This window comes from Armatimonadota bacterium (assembly GCA_018268395.1).
Taxonomy (GTDB): domain Bacteria; phylum Armatimonadota; class Fimbriimonadia; order Fimbriimonadales; family Fimbriimonadaceae; genus JAEURO01.
This window is the reverse complement of the sequence record JAFDWQ010000001.1, coordinates 528,534-549,306: the sequence shown is the minus strand read 5'-3', so window position 1 is coordinate 549,306 and position 20,773 is coordinate 528,534. Positions and strand designations below refer to the sequence as shown.

At 63.4% G+C, this 20,773-nt stretch carries 20 protein-coding genes; 8 read left to right on the top strand and 12 right to left on the bottom strand.

Annotated elements, in window-relative coordinates; genetic code table 11:
• The first annotated feature begins 20 nt into the window (after positions 1 to 20).
• A complete protein-coding gene (locus tag JST30_02440) occupies positions 21 to 1,679 on the top strand; it encodes a hypothetical protein (GenBank protein ID MBS1713176.1) in 1,659 nt (552 codons plus the stop codon).
• Here JST30_02440 and nadB read toward each other — a convergent pair.
• On the bottom strand, positions 1,612 to 3,150 hold the full coding sequence (gene nadB / locus JST30_02435; protein ID MBS1713175.1) for an L-aspartate oxidase: 1,539 nt from the start codon (positions 3,148 to 3,150) through the stop codon (positions 1,612 to 1,614). The two genes, JST30_02440 and nadB, sit on opposite strands and share 68 nt — an antisense overlap.
• Positions 3,147 to 4,088 (bottom strand): cation transporter, encoded by a 942-nt coding sequence (locus tag JST30_02430; GenBank protein ID MBS1713174.1) that lies wholly within the window; start codon positions 4,086 to 4,088, stop codon positions 3,147 to 3,149. The genes nadB and JST30_02430 overlap by 4 nt, the downstream gene beginning before the upstream one ends.
• Positions 4,089 to 4,127: 39 nt before the next feature.
• On the opposite strand from JST30_02430, the gene recN reads away from it, so the two are divergent.
• The 5 genes from recN to JST30_02405 all read left to right on the top strand — a co-directional run bounded on the left by recN (position 4,128) and on the right by JST30_02405 (position 8,940).
• A complete protein-coding gene (gene recN, locus JST30_02425; GenBank protein MBS1713173.1) occupies positions 4,128 to 5,795 on the top strand; it encodes a DNA repair protein RecN in 1,668 nt (555 codons plus the stop codon).
• A 58-nt stretch (positions 5,796 to 5,853) separates the two neighbouring features.
• On the top strand, positions 5,854 to 6,834 hold the full coding sequence (locus JST30_02420; GenBank protein MBS1713172.1) for an HD-GYP domain-containing protein: 981 nt from the start codon (positions 5,854 to 5,856) through the stop codon (positions 6,832 to 6,834).
• Positions 6,835 to 6,869: 35 nt separating this feature from the next.
• Entirely contained in the window at positions 6,870 to 7,622 is a 753-nt protein-coding gene (locus tag JST30_02415; protein ID MBS1713171.1) for an esterase, read from the top strand.
• 83 nt (positions 7,623 to 7,705) lie between these two features.
• On the top strand, positions 7,706 to 7,876 hold the full coding sequence (locus JST30_02410; protein ID MBS1713170.1) for a hypothetical protein: 171 nt from the start codon (positions 7,706 to 7,708) through the stop codon (positions 7,874 to 7,876).
• A gap of 2 nt (positions 7,877 to 7,878) precedes the next feature.
• On the top strand, positions 7,879 to 8,940 hold the full coding sequence (locus JST30_02405) for a DUF2156 domain-containing protein (protein ID MBS1713169.1): 1,062 nt from the start codon (positions 7,879 to 7,881) through the stop codon (positions 8,938 to 8,940).
• Between the two features lie 6 nt (positions 8,941 to 8,946).
• Here JST30_02405 and JST30_02400 read toward each other — a convergent pair whose 3' ends face one another.
• Genes JST30_02400 through JST30_02390 form a run of 3 tightly spaced genes read right to left on the bottom strand, consistent with a single transcriptional unit; the run spans position 8,947 to position 11,458 of the window.
• On the bottom strand, positions 8,947 to 9,858 hold the full coding sequence (locus tag JST30_02400) for a hypothetical protein (protein ID MBS1713168.1): 912 nt from the start codon (positions 9,856 to 9,858) through the stop codon (positions 8,947 to 8,949).
• A gap of 51 nt (positions 9,859 to 9,909) precedes the next feature.
• Positions 9,910 to 10,383: a hypothetical protein gene (locus JST30_02395; protein MBS1713167.1), complete on the bottom strand. Its 474-nt coding sequence runs from the start codon at positions 10,381 to 10,383 to the stop codon at positions 9,910 to 9,912.
• 55 nt (positions 10,384 to 10,438) lie between these two features.
• Complete coding sequence (locus tag JST30_02390) at positions 10,439 to 11,458, bottom strand: hypothetical protein (GenBank protein ID MBS1713166.1); 1,020 nt, start codon at positions 11,456 to 11,458, stop codon at positions 10,439 to 10,441.
• 129 nt (positions 11,459 to 11,587) lie between these two features.
• Here JST30_02390 and JST30_02385 point away from each other — a divergent pair, with 129 nt between their 5' ends.
• Positions 11,588 to 11,971 (top strand): TfoX/Sxy family protein, encoded by a 384-nt coding sequence (locus JST30_02385; protein MBS1713165.1) that lies wholly within the window; start codon positions 11,588 to 11,590, stop codon positions 11,969 to 11,971.
• 282 nt (positions 11,972 to 12,253) lie between these two features.
• Here the strand turns inward: JST30_02385 and JST30_02380 are convergent, their stop codons facing one another.
• A complete protein-coding gene (locus tag JST30_02380) occupies positions 12,254 to 14,491 on the bottom strand; it encodes a DNA translocase FtsK 4TM domain-containing protein (protein MBS1713164.1) in 2,238 nt (745 codons plus the stop codon).
• A 189-nt stretch (positions 14,492 to 14,680) separates the two neighbouring features.
• Here JST30_02380 and JST30_02375 point away from each other — a divergent pair, with 189 nt between their 5' ends.
• Positions 14,681 to 15,856, top strand: a complete 1,176-nt coding sequence (locus JST30_02375) for a DNA cytosine methyltransferase (protein MBS1713163.1) — start codon at positions 14,681 to 14,683, stop codon at positions 15,854 to 15,856.
• Here JST30_02375 and JST30_02370 read toward each other — a convergent pair.
• Genes JST30_02370 through JST30_02345 form a run of 6 tightly spaced genes read right to left on the bottom strand, consistent with a single transcriptional unit; the run spans position 15,779 to position 20,752 of the window.
• Positions 15,779 to 16,885 (bottom strand): FtsW/RodA/SpoVE family cell cycle protein, encoded by a 1,107-nt coding sequence (locus JST30_02370; GenBank protein MBS1713162.1) that lies wholly within the window; start codon positions 16,883 to 16,885, stop codon positions 15,779 to 15,781. The two genes, JST30_02375 and JST30_02370, sit on opposite strands and share 78 nt — an antisense overlap.
• A complete protein-coding gene (locus JST30_02365) occupies positions 16,882 to 17,523 on the bottom strand; it encodes a hypothetical protein (protein MBS1713161.1) in 642 nt (213 codons plus the stop codon). The genes JST30_02370 and JST30_02365 overlap by 4 nt, the downstream gene beginning before the upstream one ends.
• A complete protein-coding gene (locus tag JST30_02360; GenBank protein MBS1713160.1) occupies positions 17,520 to 18,128 on the bottom strand; it encodes a hypothetical protein in 609 nt (202 codons plus the stop codon). The genes JST30_02365 and JST30_02360 overlap by 4 nt, the downstream gene beginning before the upstream one ends.
• 1 nt (position 18,129) lies before the next feature.
• A complete protein-coding gene (locus JST30_02355) occupies positions 18,130 to 18,855 on the bottom strand; it encodes a hypothetical protein (GenBank protein ID MBS1713159.1) in 726 nt (241 codons plus the stop codon).
• A 5-nt stretch (positions 18,856 to 18,860) separates the two neighbouring features.
• Positions 18,861 to 19,619 carry a hypothetical protein gene (locus JST30_02350; GenBank protein MBS1713158.1) on the bottom strand — a complete coding sequence of 253 codons (759 nt, stop codon included), beginning with the start codon at positions 19,617 to 19,619 and terminating at the stop codon, positions 18,861 to 18,863.
• Between the two features lie 5 nt (positions 19,620 to 19,624).
• Positions 19,625 to 20,752, bottom strand: coding sequence for a hypothetical protein (locus JST30_02345; protein MBS1713157.1), 1,128 nt, complete (start codon positions 20,750 to 20,752; stop codon positions 19,625 to 19,627).
• Positions 20,753 to 20,773: the final 21 nt, after the last annotated feature.

Below are 20,773 nucleotides of genomic sequence, written 5' to 3'. Positions count from 1 at the left end.
TCTTCTTTGCGGCCGTAAACTTGTCCACTTTCAGCAACGCCGGCTGGACGACGCCGGGCTTCGTCATCGACGACGCAGGTTTCCGGTCGACCTTCGGCGCCTCCGACACGTTCCGGTTCGCACATCCGCTTCAAGCCAAGTTGGACAAACAGGAGAAGTACGAAACCGAACTGACTTGCCGGCTCTTCGCTCCCAATCCGAAAAGTGTTTGGTTCGGCGCTTGGTCCCCAGGTTTCGAACTCTACGTTCCCTATGGGCTCGAACTCGGGCTCACGAGCTTAGTCGGTCCCAATTTGACGGTCAAGGACGCGAGCTATGGTCCGGGCAAGCCGACCCCGACCTCGAAATGGGTATTGCTGACGTTTGCCGACGCCCAGCCTCCGCTCTTGTTCGTCTTCTTAGGCGAACCTGGGCAGTTGACGGTCGAGGGCGCGGCAGGTGAATGGAAACTTCGGACGACGGGGCGCTACAGGGGCCGCATCCGGGTCTGCCTTCCGTTCGGCATCAAGCCGTTGACGGGCAACAACGTCGCGACTTTGGGACGCTTCGCATCGGTCGTGTCCCGGCAAGAGGGGCTCTGGTGTTCGCCTCGACCGCGGCTCCTTTCGACCGAATCGGCACAAGGAGACTCGCACGTCACGCTGTCCTACACGTTCGACCACGCGGGTGCGCTCGTGCCGCCGGTCGCCGTCCTTGCCAAGATCGGCGGAAACCCTCTCCGCACCCTCAGTCCTGTGACCGATCCCTCCCGTCATACGGAGGCCGGTCCCCTTGCGTTCTCGGCCGGAAGCAAGATCGAACTCAGGTTTCCTCTCCGCCGACTCCCTGCTGGACGCGGACTGACGGTCGACGGCCTCAAGTCTGGCACTCCTCCCACGCCCTCCGATCTGACGGCGTTCCAAGGCCTGTCCGGGCTCTTGGCACCAGTGGCCCCTCCACGCCCCGATCCGGCCCATGAGGTCGGAGGCGATTCGCTGGGCGCCCTGGACTTACAGGCCGCCAGGCTACTGGGCCACACCGCCCAGAACCGCGCGTACGGGCCTCGGCCCGATTCGGACACCGTCCCAAAGTTGCTTCGAAAGTGGAACCCTGTCGACTGGCGGTTGACCGACGCCGATCCTTCGGTCGCCGATCGGGCGTCGGCTATGACGGCGTTGGCAGCGGCCTTGGAGCCCGACGGCCGTTCCGAGCTGTACGGTGCGCTCTTGTGCGCCGGCCTTGACGCCAAGACCGGCTATACCGTCTTCTGTAAGGGAAAAGACCTGCCCTTGACGGCACCGTCGACGTCAGCCTTCGACCCTTATAGGCCACTACTCCGAGCCCTCTATTCCGAAGACGACAAAGCTCTCGAGGCTTGCCCGTACGTGAAGGGCCTGTCGAGCCCGGTCCGGCTCTTGTCGGCCCAGCCGGTGACGACGACGGCGCTGCCCGTCGGATACCGCTTGGCTTGGCCGCATTCAGCGTCCGACCGCGCCGTGCTGGTGTTGTCCGTCAGCGCGCCCTGCTCGGTGTTCCCAGGTGACAACGTCGAGAGCGTCGAGGCGACCGATACGTTCGGTCTGATGACCGTCCGGTACGTTCCCAAGGCGCCAGGGGAATGTTCCGTCGTCCTCAAACCGCCGAAGTGGGCGCAACCGCTTCCGGATTTGACCGACACGGTGCTTTTTCCTCAGCCTTAGCCTGATCGGCATTGTAGTGGAGGCCGACGTTCTCTTTGCGCGCGATCGCGGAGTCGACCGTCAGTCGGGCCGTGATCAAGAGGTTCCGCGTCTCGAGCGAGTACGTGGAGAACGTCGCTTCCGGTTGCCGGTCGTAATCGTTTCGGAGGGAGCGGATCCGCTCCGCAGCGGTCGTAAGGCCGGCGTCCGTCCGGAAGACTCCGGCACAGTCCGTCATCGTGCGTTGGACGCCGTGCCGGATACGGACGGCTTCACTTTCTGGCACACTGGAAGGTGCGGCGACGGGTTGTCCGGTTCCGGCGGGCGGTGCCGAACGGACGTCAGAGGCGGCCGCCGTCGCGAACACGATCGCTTCGAGAAGGCTGTTACTGGCCAGGCGGTTGGCACCGTGGACGCCGGTTCGGGCGACCTCGCCCGCAGCCCAGAGCCCGGGGACGGTCGTCCGGCCCGAAAGGTCGGTTTTGACCCCGCCGCACGAATAGTGCTGGCCCGGGGTGACAGGCATCCAGTCCTTCTCCATTTCCAGACCGATCTGTCTCAACCTGTTCCAGATCGTGGGGAACTCCTCTTCGAGCCGCTCGGGAGTCAGGTGCGTCGTGTCGAGATAAACGCACCACGTCTGGAGTCTCTGGATCTCACGCTCGATAGCGCGCGCGACCACGTCGCGGGGCGCGAGCTCAAGGCGGGCGTCGTAGTCGTACATGAACCTCCGCCCATGGTGGTTGCGGAGCGTCCCGCCGGCTCCTCGGACCGCTTCGGAAACCAGGAACGACTTGAGCTGGTTGTGATAGAGGACGGTCGGATGGAACTGCATGAATTCCATGTCCACGATCTCGGCCCCGGCCTCCTCGGCGAGTGCGATGCCGTCCGCGGTCGCGACCTTCGGATTCGTCGTCCGGGAGTAGAGCATCCCGACACCGCCGGTAGCCAGGAGCGTGCCTCGGCCCGAAAATTGCTTGAAACCGCGGTCAGAGACGTTTGCGACCGCTCCGACGATCCGCCCGTCCCCCTTGACCAGCGACGTCACGAACGTGTTCTCATAGACCGTGATGGCCCGGTTGCGCCGGACTGCGTCGCTGACGACCCTTTCGACTTCCCACCCGGTCTTATCGGCGTGATGGACGATACGGCTCCGGCTGTGCCCGCCCTCCCGTCCGAGTTCCAGATCGAACCGGGCGCCCAATCCCTTGAGCCACTCGATCGCGGCTGGGGCTTGTCGCACGAGGTGCCGGACGGCTTCTGGATCGCAGAGTCCTGCTCCCGCCGTCAGGGTGTCCTGCTCGTGCAACTGCCAGTCGTCGGCTTCGCCGACAGCGGCGGCGATCCCTCCCTGGGCATAGTTCGTGTTCGATTCGGTGATCTGGGCCTTGGTCAGGACGCACACGCTACCGTGCTCGGCCGCAGACAAGGCGAACGTCAGACCCGCTAGCCCGCTCCCGATCACCAGATAGTCGAACGATTCGGACGTCACGAGGGGATGGTACCGGACGGGGGGCGGGCGGGTCCGTCGCCGTGGACTGTCCGCCTGTGCTCCATCTCCGCCTCATAAGGTTCGTAATGGACGGTCACGACGGCGCTTCCGAGGGCCCTGCCGAGTTCGCTTTCGATGTGCTCGGCGATCTCGTGGGCCCGGACGAAGCTGAGATCGTCGTCGAGAAGGACATGGAGGTTGACGTCTCGGCGGGAACCGATGCTCCGTGTCCGGACGTTGTGGAAGCCTCGCGATTCCGGATGGCGCTCCAAAGTCGTGGCGATCAGTTCCAGTTCGTGAGGAGGCAAAGCTCCGTCCATGAGGGCGTGAACCAAGGACCGGAGTTGACGGACGGCGAAAAAGGCGCCGAGGAGCGTAAAGCCGATCGCGAGCAAGGGGTCGATCGGGGACCAACCCGTCAGGGCATAGGCGGCTAAACCGGCGAGCACCCCCGCGCAGGCCAATGAGTCACCGATGAGGTGCGAAGCCTCCCCCAGGAGGGCCGTCGACCCCGTCTGGCGGGCGATGCGGCGCAGATAGACGATCATGCCGGCGTTGGCCGCGATCGAATAGCCCATCGCAGCCATGCCCCAAAGTGGCTGGACCTCGCGCGGCTCGTGAAGCCGCAGGGCGGCTTGCCAGGAGATCACGAGGGCGGTCACGACGACCATGACCATTTGAAAGGCACTGAGTAGGACTTCGGCTTTTCCGTGGCCGAACGGGTGGTCCTCGTCGGCGGGCTTCGAGCCGATCCGGATCGCCCAAAGGGCGCTCAGGGACATCGCGACGTCGAGCGTCGATTGGAGCGCTTCGGCGAGGACGGCGATACTGCCGCTTATCGCTGCCGCCACGAGCTTGAAGGCGACGATCACGGTCGCGGACGTCACCGCTATGACGGCCGCCCTTTGGGCCGTACGGGTCGGGAGGGCCGTGTCCAACAAGGTCATTTTGGCACTCCGGTATCGTCTTTCATAGAGATGCTTCTGGAGCTCGGCGTCGAAGACATAGCGATCATCGAGAGGGCGTCCTTGTCGTTGGGCCCCGGCTTCACCGCCCTCACGGGAGAAACGGGCGCCGGCAAGTCGCTCTTGTCCGATTCGATCTCGTTGGCGCTCGGCGACAGGGCGGATTCGTCGCTCGTCCGGACGGGCGCGTCGAAAGGGAACGTCTCGCTCTTGGCCGATCTTGCGGGCAACGCGCCTGCCCTTGTCCGTTGTGCCGAACTCGGCGTCGACCTTGAAGACGGAAGGCTCGCAGTCCAGCGCGACGTGAGCCAAGAGGGCCGTTCCACCGTCCGGTTAAACGGTAGACTGGTGTCAGTCAGTACGCTTCGGGAAGTCGGGACGTTGTTGGCCGACATCCATGGCCAGCACGATCATCAAGCCCTGTTAGCCCCTGAAAGGCAGATCGAATTTCTGGACGAATGGATCGGTGAAGAAGCCTCTCAGGCCTGCGCCGTCGTGGCCGATTCGTACCTTAAGGCCGAATCCCTGAAGCGCCGCCTTCAAGCTTTGAGGGCCGGGCAGCGCGACCGTGAGCAGCGACTAGACCTCCTCGCGTTCCAAGTCGAAGAGATCGAAAGCGTCTCGCCGCGCCCGGGAGAGTCGCTGGAACTGGAAGCGTCGATCGAACGGATGAGGCATGCGGAACGGCTCAAGCAGGGCACTCAAGCCGCCCTTGGTCTGCTCGTGACGGAAGAAGGTTCTGCACTCGACAGGACGGGTCAGGCCTTGAAGGAGTTGGAACAGCTCGCCACGCTTGATCCTGGGGCCGAGGACGTGGCCAAACCGGTCCGCGACGCATTGATCTACCTGCAAGAATCGGGCAACGGGCTCTCCGAGTACTTCGACTCCCTTGACATCGATCCGGCCGGGCTCGAGCGGGCGGTCGAGAGGATGGACGCCGTCAAAAGGCTCTTACGGAAGTACGGGGACGACGAATCCGCAGTGCTGGACCATTGCGAAGCGGCGAAGGCGGAACTTGCCGAACTGGGCGACACGTCGGTCAGCGTCGACGAGGTCGTAAGACAGCTCGATGAGGCGGAATCGTCATTGGCCGAAGCAGCGGTCCGGCTAACGGCCGTTCGCAGGGCGAAAGCGGTCGAGTTCGCCTCTCTCGTGACGGCCGAAGTCCGTGAATTGGCCATGGAGAAGGCAGAGTTCACGGTCGCGATCGAGCCCAAAGCGGTCGACGCCTCGGGTGCAGACCTGGTGACGTTCCTGTTCACCGCGAACCCGGGCGAACCGCTCAAGCCCTTGATCAAAGTCGCGAGCGGGGGCGAGATTTCACGCCTCATGCTGGCGGTCAAAGTCGCAGGGGCGGGTCGGGCGGGTGTCCCCACTCTGATATTCGACGAGGTCGATACCGGCCTGAGCGGCAAAGCGGCCGCCGTCACGGCCGTCAAGCTGTCCCGGCTCGCAGAGCACTACCAAGTCATCGTCATCACTCACCTGCCGCAGATCGCGGCGCAGGCCGACGTCCAGTTCCACATCGAGAAGCGGGTCGAGGGCGGCCGAACGATCACGAACGTCCATCGTCTCGAAGGCGAAGGACGAGTCCTTGAGATCGCGAGGATGCTTGCGGGCGAACGCGTCGGAGAGTCGGCAGTGGCCAATGCGGCCGAACTCCTGGCTCGGCGCACCTGAAACGATCACGGCCTGAACCGTTCGGGCCGGCCGGAACGTATCTTGAAGTAGGTTCCACTTGGCAAGGGTTCCGAAGGCGACGAAGGTCCGTAAGAGGCCGCACTCTCCGGCCGCTACGGCCGCGAAGGTGGCTTTTTGGGCGTTCGTCGGTGGCGTGGTCTGGATATCGGCCACTAGCCTGGTCATGTGGTTTGCCCCTGCCGACGATGCGCGGCGTTTCGCGGTCGAGATCCTCAAAGGCTTCGCCTTCATCGCCGCGATCGGCGTCCTCCTGTACTTGTACGTCCGGCGGATCCTGACGGACATCGCCGATACCCACGAGGCGGAGATGCAAGCGAAGCTCGACCTCGTCAACCGGTTGGCATTGGCCGCCGAGTACAAAGACGACCTTCAGGGAGGGCACAACTACCGGATCGGAAAGAGCAGCGAGATCATAGCACGCCGGATGGGTCTGAACACCGATCAGTGCGAGCTTCTCGGCCACGCGGCCGTCCTCCACGACATCGGCAAGATCGGGATACCCGACTCGATCCTGTCCAAGGAGGGCTCCCTGACGCCGGAAGAACGTCGGATCATGGAGAAGCACGTGCTCTACGGCGCTCACCTCCTCAGTGGTTCTGACCACCCGCTCCTGATGATGGCGAGGTCGGTCTCCCTGTACCACCACGAAAAATGGGACGGGACGGGCTATCCGTACGCCCTCCAAGGCGAGGAGATCCCTCTGGAAGGGCGGATCGTCGCCGTTTGCGACGTGTTCGACGCCCTGACGTCCGAAAGGTCGTACAAGAGCGCCTGGACGGCCGACCGTGCTTGCGGTTTCATCGTGGGCTTTAGCGGGAAGCACTTCGATCCGCGGGTCGTCGACGCCTTTTTGGCGGGCCTTTCGGAGATCATGGAGCTCCGCAAAGTCGAACCGGACCCCGATTGGTTGCGACAGCCCTTATCGCTTCCGTCCGAACTGGGCGCCAACGACATGGTCTGGGTTCCAGAGACTGCCGCCGTTCTCGGCAGCCCTGGAGAAACGCCCAAAGTCCGGTGAACAAAGCGCGCCGTTAGCCGTTTGTGCTTTCCGAAATGCTGTGCTGTGCGCTGCTGTCGCTCTTGACGACCTCGGCCCCTGAGGTCAAGACCTACACCGTCGGCGGCGTGTCCCGGATCGCGACGGTCTTCGCACCGTCACGTCCTGGCGCCCACCCTCCTCTCGTCTTCGGATTCCACGGCCACGGAGGCAATATGAGGAACGCGGCGAACTCCTTCCAAATGCACGAGGTCTGGCCGGAAGCGGTCGTGGTCTATATGCAGGGCCTCCCCACGGCCGGGATGACCGACCCCGAAGGGAAAAAGAACGGATGGCAGCAGAAACCCTCGGACGAGAACGGCCGTGACGTCGCCTTCTTCGATGCCGTCTATGCCGACGTGACGAAGCGCTTCGCGGTCGACCTCGACAGGGTCTACAGCATGGGCCATTCGAACGGAGGACGCTTTACATATGTCCTCTGGTCAGAACGCGGCGAGCTCTTCGCCGCCTTTGCTCCCAGTGGATCGCCAGGAGCCCTTCTGGCATCGACGCCGAAGCCCCTGTTCCACATTGCCGGACAGAAGGACCCGATCGTCAATTTCACCGGGCAGCGCCTGACGGTCGACGCCGTCAAGCGGAAGAACGGCTGTCAGGGCCAAGGCGAGAAGGTCGGAACGTACGCGACGATGTTCAAGGGCAAGGACGGGAACGACGTCGTCGCTTATTTCCACCCTGGCGGTCACGAGTACCCCAGGGCCGAGGGGCCAAAACTGATCGCCGAGTTCTTTAAAACGCACCGTCGGCACTGAGCGCGGCCGAAGCGTCCTGTCCGTAGCGCCTTACGATGTGAGGTTCCGTGAGCCCCTTGACCGGGCCATCTATAATCGTGGACATGTCGAGGAGGACGGTGTCGATCCTGATCGTGGTCGTTTGCGCCGTCCTGCTCGTATGGGCGGGCATGGTCGCGACGTCGGAGGCGAACAAGCCCGCGCCACGGCGGGACGGCGTTTCGGCCCTTGGCCCCGCGGTTCTGCAAACCACCATCGGCAGGGCGTCAGGCTGACTGTGGCCGCCGACCCGCACGTTCGCGAAATCGTTTCCACGCACGGTTGGAACACGACTTGCTGGCAGATCCTGAACCCGGGAATGTCGACCTGGACTTCAGGACGCACCGATGCGGCCGTCGGGTTCGTCAGGCGGAAGGGCGTCCGGGTCGTGGCCGGAGCCCCCGTCTGCCCGTTGGCAGACCTCGACAAGGTCGTCCAAGAGTGGGAAGCGGCCGACGGCCGGTCTCCGACCTGCTATTTCGGAGCGGAAGCGAGGTTGCACGGGTACTTCGCGGGACGAGGGGACAGCAGCATCGTCGTCATGGGCGCCCAGCCCGTTTGGCGGCCGGAATCCTGGTCAGCGGCCCTGCTCGGACACGGCACCTTGCGTGCCCAGCTTTCCCGTGCCCGGAACAAAGGCGTGACCGTTGAGGAGTGGCCGATCTCGGAAGTCGCCGGCAATCCGGACTTACAGGCGTGCCTCGAAGACTGGCTGTCGACGCGGGGTTTGCCGCCTCTTCACTTCTTGGTCGAGCCCGCCATTCTCGACGATCCGGTCGGCCGTAGGGTGTTCGTGGCCCTGCGCGACAGCCGACCGGTCGGGTTCGTAGCGATGGCGCCCGTACCCTCTCGGAACGGCTGGCTGACAGAAATGTTCGTCCGAGGCAACGGTGCGGTGAACGGCACGGTCGAACTGGCGTTGACCACGGCGGTCGAGGCGGTGGCAGCCGACGGCGCCGCCTTCGTAACGATGGGCATGGTGCCGCTCTCGACCCACGCGGGGGTCGCAGCGACAGTCAATCCGGCTTGGCTCAGGGGCCTGTCCGCTTGGTCCAGGGCCCATTTGAAGCGGTTCTATGACTTCGACGGGCTGGACAGATTCAAGTCGAAGTTCCGGCCGGACGCCTGGGAGCCGATCTATGTCATCAGCCGGGAGCGTAGGTTCAGCCCTCGGACGCTCATGGCCGTCTTGAGCGCGTTCACGGCTTCTGACCCCCTCGTGACACTGGCCGGCGGCCTGTTGAAGGCCGTCCGCCAGGAAGCAGGATGGATCTTGCGCCCGCGCGAAGGCGGCCGCTAAGGCGCATCAGCCTTTCGTGGCTTCAGAGACGACGTCCCCGACTTCGAACGCGTCGCCTTCGACGATCGTGCAGGTCGAGATCTTCTTTTCGACGTCGGTGACCTTGACGAGACCGACCTTCTGCGTCTTCTTGCCGATGATTTCGCCCGTCTCGGGATCCTTGATGACCTTGGTCACCCGACGGACTTCGAACGTGTCGCCGACCTGGACGCCAGATTCGGAGCCGGCGTTGATCGAAATCTCTTTCGCCGACGTGTCGACGTCGGCGATCTTGCACGACCAGGGCCGTTTTTCGAGCTTTTTGACGACCATTTCTACGGTCTTGTCGATGGCCGTCGTCGTCGCCTTTCCAAGAGGGGACTTCTGGAAGGATTCGAAGTCCGTATAGGCGTTGCCGATGTTCGCGCCGATCCGGACGCCGCCGGCGGCCGCATGGCCGTCGGCCGTATCGCTGATCAAGACTTCGCTCGTGTCGACGTCGAACAGCCGGACGTTGATCTTGACGATCGCTTCACTCGCGCTCGCGCCGACCCGGACGCCGCCGATGCTGACCCCGCCCCCACCGCCCTTGTTCGCGACCTCAAAGTCTGTGATCTTGCCTTGGACAAGGGCTTGCGCCGGAACGATCTTGCCCTTTTGACTCTGACCCGTGTTCTCTTCCTTGATCGCCTGCTCCTTCAGCAGAGCGTCGAGTGCTTCCCGTTCGAGCACGATGAAGCGGCCCGTATCGAGCAGCTTCTTGACGAGTTTCTCGTAGATGCCGGTTTGGAAGCCTTGCGGCACGTTCCACGATTCCGCGAACGACCAGTCGATCGGTGCGACCGCGAGCCGCAACTTGAGCCGTTTCTCCTGTCCGTGTGCGGTCGCGGTGAGCAGCGACGCGGACAACAGGAAGGCGAGGGCGAGCGTCCTCTTCATGCTTCGAGTGTAGCAGGAGGTTCGGACAGGCTCACGGACAGACCGGGCGCTTCAGACCCGGCCTGCGAACTGGACGAGCACGAGCAAAGCGAAGACCGCACCGATGACGACGAGGACGACCAAGTACGTCGCGGCCTGCTTCTGCCTCTGAAGCGACTCGACTTCCTGCATTTTCAACAGGCCAAGCATCGCGTCGGTCTTCTTTTCGAGCGGGTGGGGCGACGGCCCGTGGGTTCGAGACGACTCGAGGCCCGTCAGCCTGCTCTCGTGATCGTCCAACCTCGCGCCGTAGTGTTCGGTAAGGTCTGTCCCCCTCACCAGTTGGAGGGCGGTCAGGACATCGGTCGGATCGGCACTGGTCGCTTCGACGATGTCGCCGACCGTGGACTTATCCTCTAGTCCGAACTCGACTCGGCCCAAGCGCTCAAGGACGGAGCGGACCTCCTCTGGCGATAGTTCGATCGCCGAAATATGGTCTAGGACATGACGGTCGAACTCGGAATTCACGACGACTCCTGGCCGCATTTTGACCTAAGGGCCGGCGCGCGACCGGATGCGGCCAGGACGTCGGTCCGCTCCGCTACTTTTTCACCATCGGCATGCATTCCATCGCGAACCCGTGGACCTTTTTGTCCTTCGCCCAAGGCGGCCCGTCCGTGACTTTTCCGGTGCTCATTTCGAACGTGATCGTCTCCGTGACCGGGTCGGTCGCGCCGTTCTTCTGGACCGGATCATGAACGACCGTGACTTGACACTTGCCTCCTTCGAGCTTGGTCATCGAGGTCACGGCCACGCAGTGCCCACCGTCCTGGTCCTCCATCCCGACCTCCATCTCGATCACGCACATGCCCGAGTTCAGGCCCATGATCATCTTGTCGACGTCGCCTTCGTTCTGGTTGTGCTTCGTCGTCTTGATGCCGAAGGGCTTGAGAAACGTACGCTTGGCCTCCACCCACTGGTTGAAGGGCACGCCGGTAGCCCCCCAACCGAGCGCGGCGGCGATGGCGGGGATCGATGTCTTGTCGTCAGGGAGCTTCCAGCCCGGAAACTTGGACTTGAGCCACTTCAACAGGTTGGAGATCGCCGTCGGGACGCACTGGTTCGGGCCGCACGGCTGGTTGGGGACGCCCGTAATCTCGCCCTTCGATCCGACGGGCAGTTTCTTCGTCTTACCGACCCAAGGCTTGGCAGGGGTGTGAAAGATGACGGAGCCGGCGGTCCCGCGCACGCTTTCGAGCTTGCTCCCGACAGGGGCGGCGGTCGCTAACGGCGGAGGAACGGCGACGGGGCCAGGCGTCACGGAGTACCCCGTCATGACGGTCGTGACGTCGGTCCCGTCCGGGACGCCGAGACTGAAGTGGAAGCCTTGCCGCTGCTGTTGGCCGAACGGTGGAGAGACGACGACCAAAGCGTTTTCGACCTCCCATCGGCCGTCGACGTTCACGTTCAGATACATATCGTCGTTGAAACCTTGATGGTCCAACACGACGAAGCCGTACGAGGAGTCCTGCGCGGTGCTGCCGTCGAAGTCGATGTCGCACTGGGCGAACGAGAGGGACGGCGGTGCCGCGGCAAGGGCGAAAAACAGGGCAAATGTCATCTCCGATCACTCCCGAACGGGCCCAGTCTACAGGATGTTATCGAATAATCCAAGAACTTTCTTTCTTGGTCGGTGTCTTGCCATGGCTCCGGAACGCAACTTGTAGGTGAGGTAAACCGGACGACACCGATGCCGTTCGACCCTCAAGACGCGGAACGCGTGAAACGGGCGCTCTCCCGCCTGCCCTTGCTGCACGGTGAAGTGACGAGCGAGAAGAAAATGTTCGGTGGGCTTTGCTTCCTTCAGAACGGGAAGATGTTGCTCGGGGTCGAAAAGGAGCGGTTGATGGTCCGATTGTCCGATGACGAGTTGGAGGCTGCGCTCGCCGACGGGACGGCCGGGCCGATGGACTTCACGGGTAAGCCGATGCGTAACTTCGCATACGTCCCTCGAACAGGCTGGCATACTGAAGGACAAGTCCTCGAATGGGCAGGTCGTAGCGCCGGTTACGTGAGGGCGCGCATGCTCACAGGGCCGAAACGTCCGCCCCGATACAAGTCCAAGGTCGTCTAGACGGGGCCCTCAAGATCGGCGGGTCGGGCGTCGATCGTCGGGTAACGACCGTTCCAGCTCCGCCGCTCTAAGACTGTTCATGACGGAATCGGTCCTTGAGCTCGATCTCACAACGCCTCCGGATCGAAAACGTCTGCCTGGAGCAAGAGTTACAGCTCGACCGCAGGCCATTCTTCTGTCTCAAAGTGAAGAGGGTCAGAGTTCTCGTCTCCACCCCCGACCCCTTCCTCATTTTCGAGGCACGAACCATCCGCTACAGACGAGAAGGCGGTCTCCGCCGGCCTACTCTTCGTCGATCCACTCGTCCGGATCGAACGGCGCAGCCGAACCTCCGCTGAACATGTGTTCGACCTGCAGCGCGTCGATCAGGACTTCGCGGGGACGTGGGCCGTCGCGAGGCCCGACGATCGACCGCGACTCCATCAAGTCCAAAAGTCGCGAAGCTCGCTGGAAGCCGATCGAGAACTTGCGCTGGAGCATCGAGGTCGAGGCCTCGCCGCGCGAGACGACGAAGCGGACGGCGTCTTCCCAATGCTCGTCCGACTCCTCTTCCTCGCGCATCGCGGTCTCCTTCTCCTCGATGGCGATCTGGACTGGGTTGAGAACGTATTGCGGGCGGCCCTGGCGTCGCCAGAAATCGCACACGTCCTCGATCTCTTTCTCGCTGACATAGCAGCCCTGCAGGCGCACGGGCTTGTTCATGTCGATCGGCATGAAGAGCATGTCGCCTTTGCCGATGAGCTTGTCCGCGCCGCCTTGGTCCAGGATCGTCCTTGAGTCCACCTGCGACGAGACGGCGAAGGCGATCCGCGAGGGGATGTTGTTCTTGACCGTGCCCGTGATGACGTCGACCGAGGGCCGTTGGGTCGCAAGGACGAGGTGGATGCCGGTCGCCCGGGCGAGCTGCGCGAGGCGCATGATGCTCGTTTCGACTTCGGCCTGGGCCTGCACCATCAAATCGGCCATCTCGTCGAGGATGACGACGATGTACGGAAGCTTGTCCTCGAAGTTGACCTTGTTGTTCCAGCCGTCGATGTTGCGGACACCGACGTCCGAGAACTTCTCGATGCGCCGCTCCATCTCCCGCACGACCGCGCGCAAGACGCCCGCTGCTTCTTTGACGTCCTTGACGACCGGGCACATTAAGTGGGGCAGGTTCTCGAAGAGGGCGAGTTCGACGCGCTTGGGGTCGATCATCACAAGGCGCACTTCTTTCGGGGTGTGCCTCAGGATGAGGGACATGATCATCGTGGCCAGGCAGATCGACTTACCGCTGTTGGTCGCGCCCGCCACGAGGACGTGGGGCATGCGGGTCAAGTCTGCGTATTTGGGCGTGCCGCTGACGTCCTTGCCTAACGCTACGCCGAGCTTGAGGTCGTCGGAGTGGAACTCGAGCGACTCGCACATTTCGCGCAAGGTCACCATCGCCCGGGCCGCGTTCGGCACTTCGACGCCGATCGCGTTCTTTCCGGGTATCGGGGCTTCGACGCGGACGTGGCTCGCGGCCAGGTTCATCGCGATGTTGTCTCCAAGCGCGGTGATGCGGTTGACCCGGATGCCTGGACCGAGTTGAAGCTCGTAGCGCGTGATGGTCGGACCGGTCGCGACTTCGACCACGTTGGCGTCGATACCGAACTGCTCGAGCGTCTGCTCCAGAGTCCGGATGTTGCGCTCCATCTCTTCCTTACTGCGCTTCGCCTTGTTGTTCGGCTCCGTCAGCAGGTTCATCGGCGGGAGCTCATAGCCTTCTCGCGAGGTTTGGAAATTGAGTTCGGCCTCGGTCGCCTTGGGTACGACGGGTTCAAGGTTCACCTTGGGCCGCTCCGGTTTGCGCGGGGCCTCCGGGACGGCGGGAGCGGGCTCAGGTTCGTCGTCGTCTTCAGGGAGGTTGACGATCGCGCGTTTGGCGGTGACCTTGCCATCGTCGCCCACGGTCTTCACGGGTTTGGCCAGGGCCGCGCGCTTCTGCCGTTCGATCGCAGCCTGCCGCCGTTGCTCTTCGAGCGCGGCGAGGAACGTGTGGACGGGGGAATCCAGGCACAGGACAAGGCCGACCAAGGACGTAGCGACGAACCCGATCGCCATACCTCCGCCCAGGAGCTTCTGGAACGCCCAAGCGACGACGGCTCCGACGTACCCGCCGCTCAGACTGACGGTCTCCGGGTCGAACCAGTCTCCCTCCCAGGCTCGGGCGAAAAAGGCCACGACGCCGCAAAAGACGAGGAACGCGCCCAGCGTAACGCGCCCGACCTGGACTTTGGTCCGGCCCGCCAACATCGAGACGCCCGCAAACCCGATGCAGACGGGGACGAGCCACGCGGCTTGTCCGACCAGCGTCCGGAACATTCCCGCCAGACCGTCGCCGATGATGCCGCCGTTTCCTGCCCAGAGGGCGAGCCCCGTCGCAAGGGCGACCGCGATCAGGACGATGCCTAACGCGTCGGTGTTGCGGTGGGGGTTCTTCGGCACGGGGCGCGTGGCCGCCGCGCCCGTCCGGCGTCGGGGCGTTGCCTTTGGCATCCTGCTGTCTCTGACGGCCCTTGTGGAGCCTCGCTCGTTCATGAGTCACGTCTGCCCGTCCGTGGGCGTTGCGTTCGGGGAGTCTACCAGTATGAAGTCGTCCAGGTCCACGCAGGGCGGAAGGTAGGAGGGCCGTCGGACCGGGTCGAGCGTCGAACCGGTCGTCCCGCCCGTCTGCTCATGTGCGCCTTGAACCTAAGAACCATCGGAAGGGCCCCGCAACCGGCCCCTCAGCAGACATGGACCGCCGTCAGCCTGTTCTCCGGAGCGGGCGGTCTTGACTTGGGTCTCGAACGGGCTGGATTCCAGACCTTGGCCTGCGTTGAAAAGGACGCGGACTGTGCGGCGACGCTCAAGGCGAACCGTCCGGAATGGCGTCTTGTGGGGGGCCGATCGTCAAGCGGTTGCGGCGACGTCCGCGACTTGGACGGCAGCGACGTTTTGAAGACCGTGGGCCTGAGGCGCGGGGACCTCGATCTGGTCGCAGGCGGTCCGCCCTGCCAATCGTATTCGAACCTTGGTCTGGGGCTCGGCGAAAGCGACCCGCACAACGGCGATCTCGCGGGGCACTATCTTCGGCTCGTCGAGGAGATCTTTCCGCGGTCGGTCCTCTTCGAAAACGTCGAGGGGTTCAACCAGCCCAAACACGGTGAAGCTCGCGACCGCCTGATCCGAGGACTCGAGTCGCTGGGGTTTTCGCTCGCCGCCGGGGTCCTGAACGCAGCCGACTTCGGCGACCCCCAGAACCGAAGGCGGTTCGTCCTGATCGGCGCCCGGTGCGGCGAGGCCCGGCTCCCGACTCCGACCCATGCAGGGCGGCACCGTACGGTCGCGGAAGCGTTGGAAGACGTGCGCCGCTGGTCTCCCGACCGTCCGGACAACGTCGTCATGGGGATCGGTGCGACCGTGAAGGAACGGATGCGGCATATCGGCCCGGGCGAAAACTTCAAGGTCTTGCCCGACCGACTGCGGCCGCCGTGCTGGCGGTCCGGGAAGCACCAGGGCGCGGACACGTTCGGCAGGCTCCGGCTCGACCGCCCGTCGGTCACGGTCCGCACCAGTTCGTACAATCCGACGAAGGGCCGCTACATTCATCCCACGGAGAACCGCGGTCTGAGTACGTTGGAAATGGCCGTACTTCAGTCTTTCCCGGAAGAGTGGCGGTTCGTCTGCGCGGGGCGGCAGAGCCTCGTGGGTATCGGCCGGATGATCGGGAACGCCGTGCCCGTGCGCCTCGCCACTGCCCTCGGGAGGGCGGTCATCGTTTCATTGTCGGAGGACGGAGCGCTATTTCACCCCGACGAGCAGGCCCACGCAGGCCATGCACATCCACAGCGCGGTGCCTCCGTAGCTCAGAAACGGTAACCATAGTCCCGCCACAGGCAGGACACCGACGTTCATGCCGAGGTTGACCACCGTATGGAAGCCAAGGACGGCCAAGACCCCGGCCGAGGCCATTTGCCCGAACGGCTCGGCCGCCCGGTAACCGACGAGCCAGACCCTCGTGAAGAAGAACAGGAAGGCTCCCAGTACAAGGATGCCCCCGACAAGGCCTCCTTCCTCGCCCACGACGGTGAAAATGAAGTCGTTCTGCTGCTCGGGAATGTTGCGCGCGGCTTTTTGCTCGCCTTTGCCGTAACCGACGCCGAACGCCCCTCCGACTCCGAACGCGATCTTCGCCCGCTCTTGCTGATAGGCGTTCCCTTTCGGGTCTGGATTGAGCTTGGCCTCGATGCGCGACCGCATGTACGGCGGCATGACGCGGGGCGTGAACCAAGCGAAAGCGCCGAGGGCGGCGATGACGAGTACGGTCGCGAACACGAACTTCCAGGGGACGCGGGCGTACAGCGAAATGGCGAGCCACGTCACGATCAAGGACATCGCTCCGGCCAGGTGAGGTTGGACGAGGACGAGGCCGACGATCGGCGCCACGTGGGCGATCGATCCCACGTACGTCCGGAGTTCGTGCGTCTGGTCCCAGCGTCGGGCGTAGTACGTCGACAGAGTGACGATGAGAATGACCTTGGCGACCTCGCTCGGCTGGAACTGGAAGGGCCCAAGGTCGATCCACCGGGTGGCTCCTTTCACGTTTTCGCCGATCACGAGGACAGCGAGCAAGCCGACGAGGCTGACACCATAGAGCATCGGAGCGAAGCGCTCGAGGCGCTCTGGCCGTGCTGCTGCACAGATCAGGAAGACGATCACGCCGACGACCGCGAACAGACCTTGGCGGAACATGTAGCCCGATTGGCGGGAGAGGTCGATGCTGTGCTGAAGCGCCAATCCGACCAGGATCAGGACGACCATGCCTGCGATAAGCCAGACGTCCAGTCCCCGGCCGGGCCGGTTGATGTCGGATGCGAACGGGCCGCGCGCGTCGGGCGCGACGATCATGAGCCTTCTGTCTGCGGTCTCGGTTCCCGGGCCGAGCTCATGACGAACTCACGGCGGACCATCCCTTTTTTCGGTTCGAACCAAAACTTGAGCTCGCGTTTGCTGACTCCGCCCTGCCCCGTGTCGATCGTCAGCGAGGCGTTGACCTTGACGCACTCGGCCACGCCCGTCGCCAAATTCAGCGTTTCCGTGGACGAGACCAGTTTGGCGCTCGCCGACTTCGTGTTCGGCCCGAGGCTGGCCGTTCCGGTCCATTCCCAGGATTCTCCGACTTGGAAGGGATAGCTGACCAACGGGATCGCAGGCTTGAAGGTTTCGCCGGTCGCTCCTAGGAACCGGAACCCGGTCGCGTTGGCTTCATAGTGCTCCTCTTCGAGCGTCTCCGAATGGGCGGCCAGGACGAACGTGACCGTTTCGCCCGATTGCTTCCGCGACATCGTCACGGGGACTTCGGTGCCTCCCAAGAGAAGGCGGGTCGCTTCATACGGCAAGACGTCCGGCTTTAAAGCCTCGGCGTTTTCGTACTTCGGGCCCTTGGCCTGGACACCGGCTTCATCCGGGAGCTTGGCCGCGCCTTTGAGGCAACCGACCATGGCCACGACCGCCGCAGCCAGGGCTACGGCGGGGAACAGCTTCACCCGTTGCCCCCGGAGTACGCGACGAGTTTCTTGACCGTCACCTGTTTGACGTCCTTGACCTTCATCGTGTCCTTCATCTCGACGAGGCCGATGCCGCGCGCATAGACGTAAACCTGGCTGGACTTCAGGTTGGGCTGGTCTTTCGCACCGATAATGGCGTCAATGGTCACTTCGATCGCATCGCGCTTCGTTCCCAGGACGTCGCGTTGCCCGATCTTCTTGACCCGGCCCTTCATCGACAACGGCGCCGACGTACCGAGCCATTGCGTCTCGCCATCGAACGTCCAGTCGTTCGACCCTGAGCCGAACTTGAGGATGGGATACGGCGAGCCGAGCGGCTTGTTCTGCTCGAACGCGACGACGTAGACGGTGTCTGCGGTCACCCGGTAGAACGTGCTCCCGTCGACCTTTGCTCCGACCTTCGAAACGATCGGCGTCGCATCCTGTCCGTCGATCGTTTGCGTGTTACCGACGGAGTCCACGTACCGGGTCGAGGTTCCCGAGCCCGAGACTTCGTACGTCCAGGACACGCCCTTCGTCAGCGGAAAGTAGTCCGAAGCGTCGGTCTGTCCCTTCAGCGTCGCAAGGAGCACGGCGGACAACATGTCATTCTCCGGTGCCGGCCAGATCGATCGTCGACGCGACGATCTTGCCTTTCGCGTCCTTGACTTCCATCTTCATTTTGACGACGCCGGTCCCTTTCGACCACCACGTCTTGCTCGAGACCGTTCCCTTATTGCCGCCGCGGTCCATCGACGCCGTTTCGCTGACGAGCAGGCAGTCGTACTCGCCGCCCGGGACTTTGACCTTCTCCTCCTTCTCGACCTTGGCCTTACCTTTGAACGTCAGCGTGTCGCCCGACTGCATCGTGAGGACGTAGTCGTAGTCCCAGACCGTTCCGACCGTCACTTTGGCCGGCATCAGCAGGACGGGTTCCTTCGGCGATCCGAGGCTCGTCGAGACCAGGTAGACGCCTCCCGCGTTGACAAGGAGTTCTTCGTCGCCGATCGCGTCAAGGGCCGCTCCCCGTTTCACCGTGTAATGCGCACCCTTTTCGTCGACCGTCTTCAAGACGCTCTCTTGCGTCCCGGACTTCGGGCTCTCGCCCAAGACTTGGACGAAGTTGTACTTCAGCGGCTTCGTCCTTTCGAACCCGTTCAACTCGTAAGCGTCGTGCTTGTAGTCGGCGGGCACCGTCGGCACCGCGGGCTTGCCGTCTGCGGAAGGGTCTGCCTTCGCCTGACCGCCCGAGCCTACGATCTTGGCGGTAGGGCCGTTGTTGCACCCGACCGCAAACGCGGCCAAGGCCAAAAGGAACGGGAGTGTCTTCATGGTCATCAAGGCTGGTGGCTCTTCAGCTTCAAGGTCGTGTTGGACACGATCTGGCGCCCGTCTTTGTTGACGGCCGAAGCCTCTTGGATATACCGGACCAGGCCTACTTTCGGTGCCCAGTAGGTGGTCGAGAGAGACTTGAACTGGATGTCCTTGTCTTTGAACGAGCCTTCCTCTTCAGCGACGACGGCGGACATGCGCCCCATCAGGGTGTCCGTCTCTTGAGAGCCGAGGTACGAGACGGTTTTATGGTCCGGGCCCGGCTGGGCCCCGGCCCTCACGCCCGAGACGTCCTGCGTCTCGACGCCGCCTTCTTTCAGCGGGAACTTCAAAATGCGGAGCGGCGGCTCATAGGCGACTTCACGGATCGCGCCCGTCTTCGGATCGCGGACCGAAGCAGAGACCTGATAGAGCCCCGCCTTGTCCAGGCGCCAAACCAGCTTGTCGGTCGGCTTTCCATCGGTCGAGACGTCGATCTTGGCTTCCTTTCCGTCCGGGACTTCCTTGACGTCCGTGATCCGGAACGTGATCTCGCCGGAGCTGTTCCGGTTGCCCGACGGGCCGTTGGTCGTCGCATTGACCTCGTAGACCCACGTGTTGCCGACTTTCATCGGGAACAGGTCCGCTTCTTGTCCTGCCGCGACCGTGGCCGGGGCGACCTTTTCGCCGGCCTTCGGCTTATAGGCCGAACCCTTGCCGCCGCCGGAATTGCAGCCGGCCAACGCCAGAGTCAGGGCCCCCAGGGCCACCACAGTGAGCTTCATGTCCTTCATTTTCCCTTCGATCCCTTTGCCGCCTCATTTATGAACCGGACGGCGTCGTCGGTTCGTTCCCCTGCTGGGACGCCGGTCAGTTTCACGTCGTCTCCTGCAAGCTCCGTCCGGATTTTCGGGGCTGCGATCGCGACGTTGTCCGCGATCAGCAACAACTGGAAACCAGGCTTCTCATGGCTGTACTTCCAGAGCCGCATCCGTCCGTCTTGAGTCAGCTTCAAAGTGACATCGGCAAGTATGGCGCGGTTCGGCCCCTCATAGCTGACAGAAGATGCACCGGACATGTGACTTTCGTTCACCAGGATCTTGAAATTCTTCAGGATCCTCTCGGGGGCTTCGGACAGGTGGGCCCGCCCTTTCGGATCGATCCGCGACCGCAAGGACCCGGCGACGTCCTCGCGCCGGCCGCCCTCCAAGACCTGCCTCGCCTGTTCCCGGTACATGCCCAGCAACGCCTCCTTGCCGACGTTGAAGACCTTGTCGATCTCCCCGTTCACGGCTCCGGCGAACAGGGTCTTATAAGGTTGCTGGATCCGGCACGTCAAGGTCTTCTCGCCGTCCGGCAACGGAACTTTCACGTCGACGGGCAAGTCGAGCACGATCCCATTCACGATCGATCCGATCCTGACGGACTCCAACGGAGTGCCGTCCAGACGCGTGTTCAAGTCGTCTTCGAGCTTCGCCCGGAGGGCCGTGTCGCCGTCCAGGGCCTTCTGGACGTCCTCGGAAGTCCAGACCACGAGCGTCGTCGGGAGGTCCTCCGACTTCATCTTGTTGACGGCCATGACCAGTTTTCCGAGGGCTCCGCGGTCGCCCTGCAGGGCGGCCAAGGTCTCCTTCATCGGGAGTTTTGCCTTGGTGTCCAGCGCTTCCTTGTCGTCTTGGTCGGGAGCGCCGAACTCTTGGTCGCCGGTCATTTCAGCGAGATGGGCGATACCGTTCGAGATGATGATCCGGTACCGGGATTCCGGCAACACGGCCGCCAGGCAGACCCTTCCCGGCGTGACGAGCGTCGGCCGGTAGTCCCTGAGCCGGGATTCCGTGTACAGCCGCTTGGCACCCCAGGCACCGCCCAAAACGACCGCCAGACTCGCCACGAACGGCCACGAAACCCTGATGCGCATGCGTCTGGTACCGCTGAACAG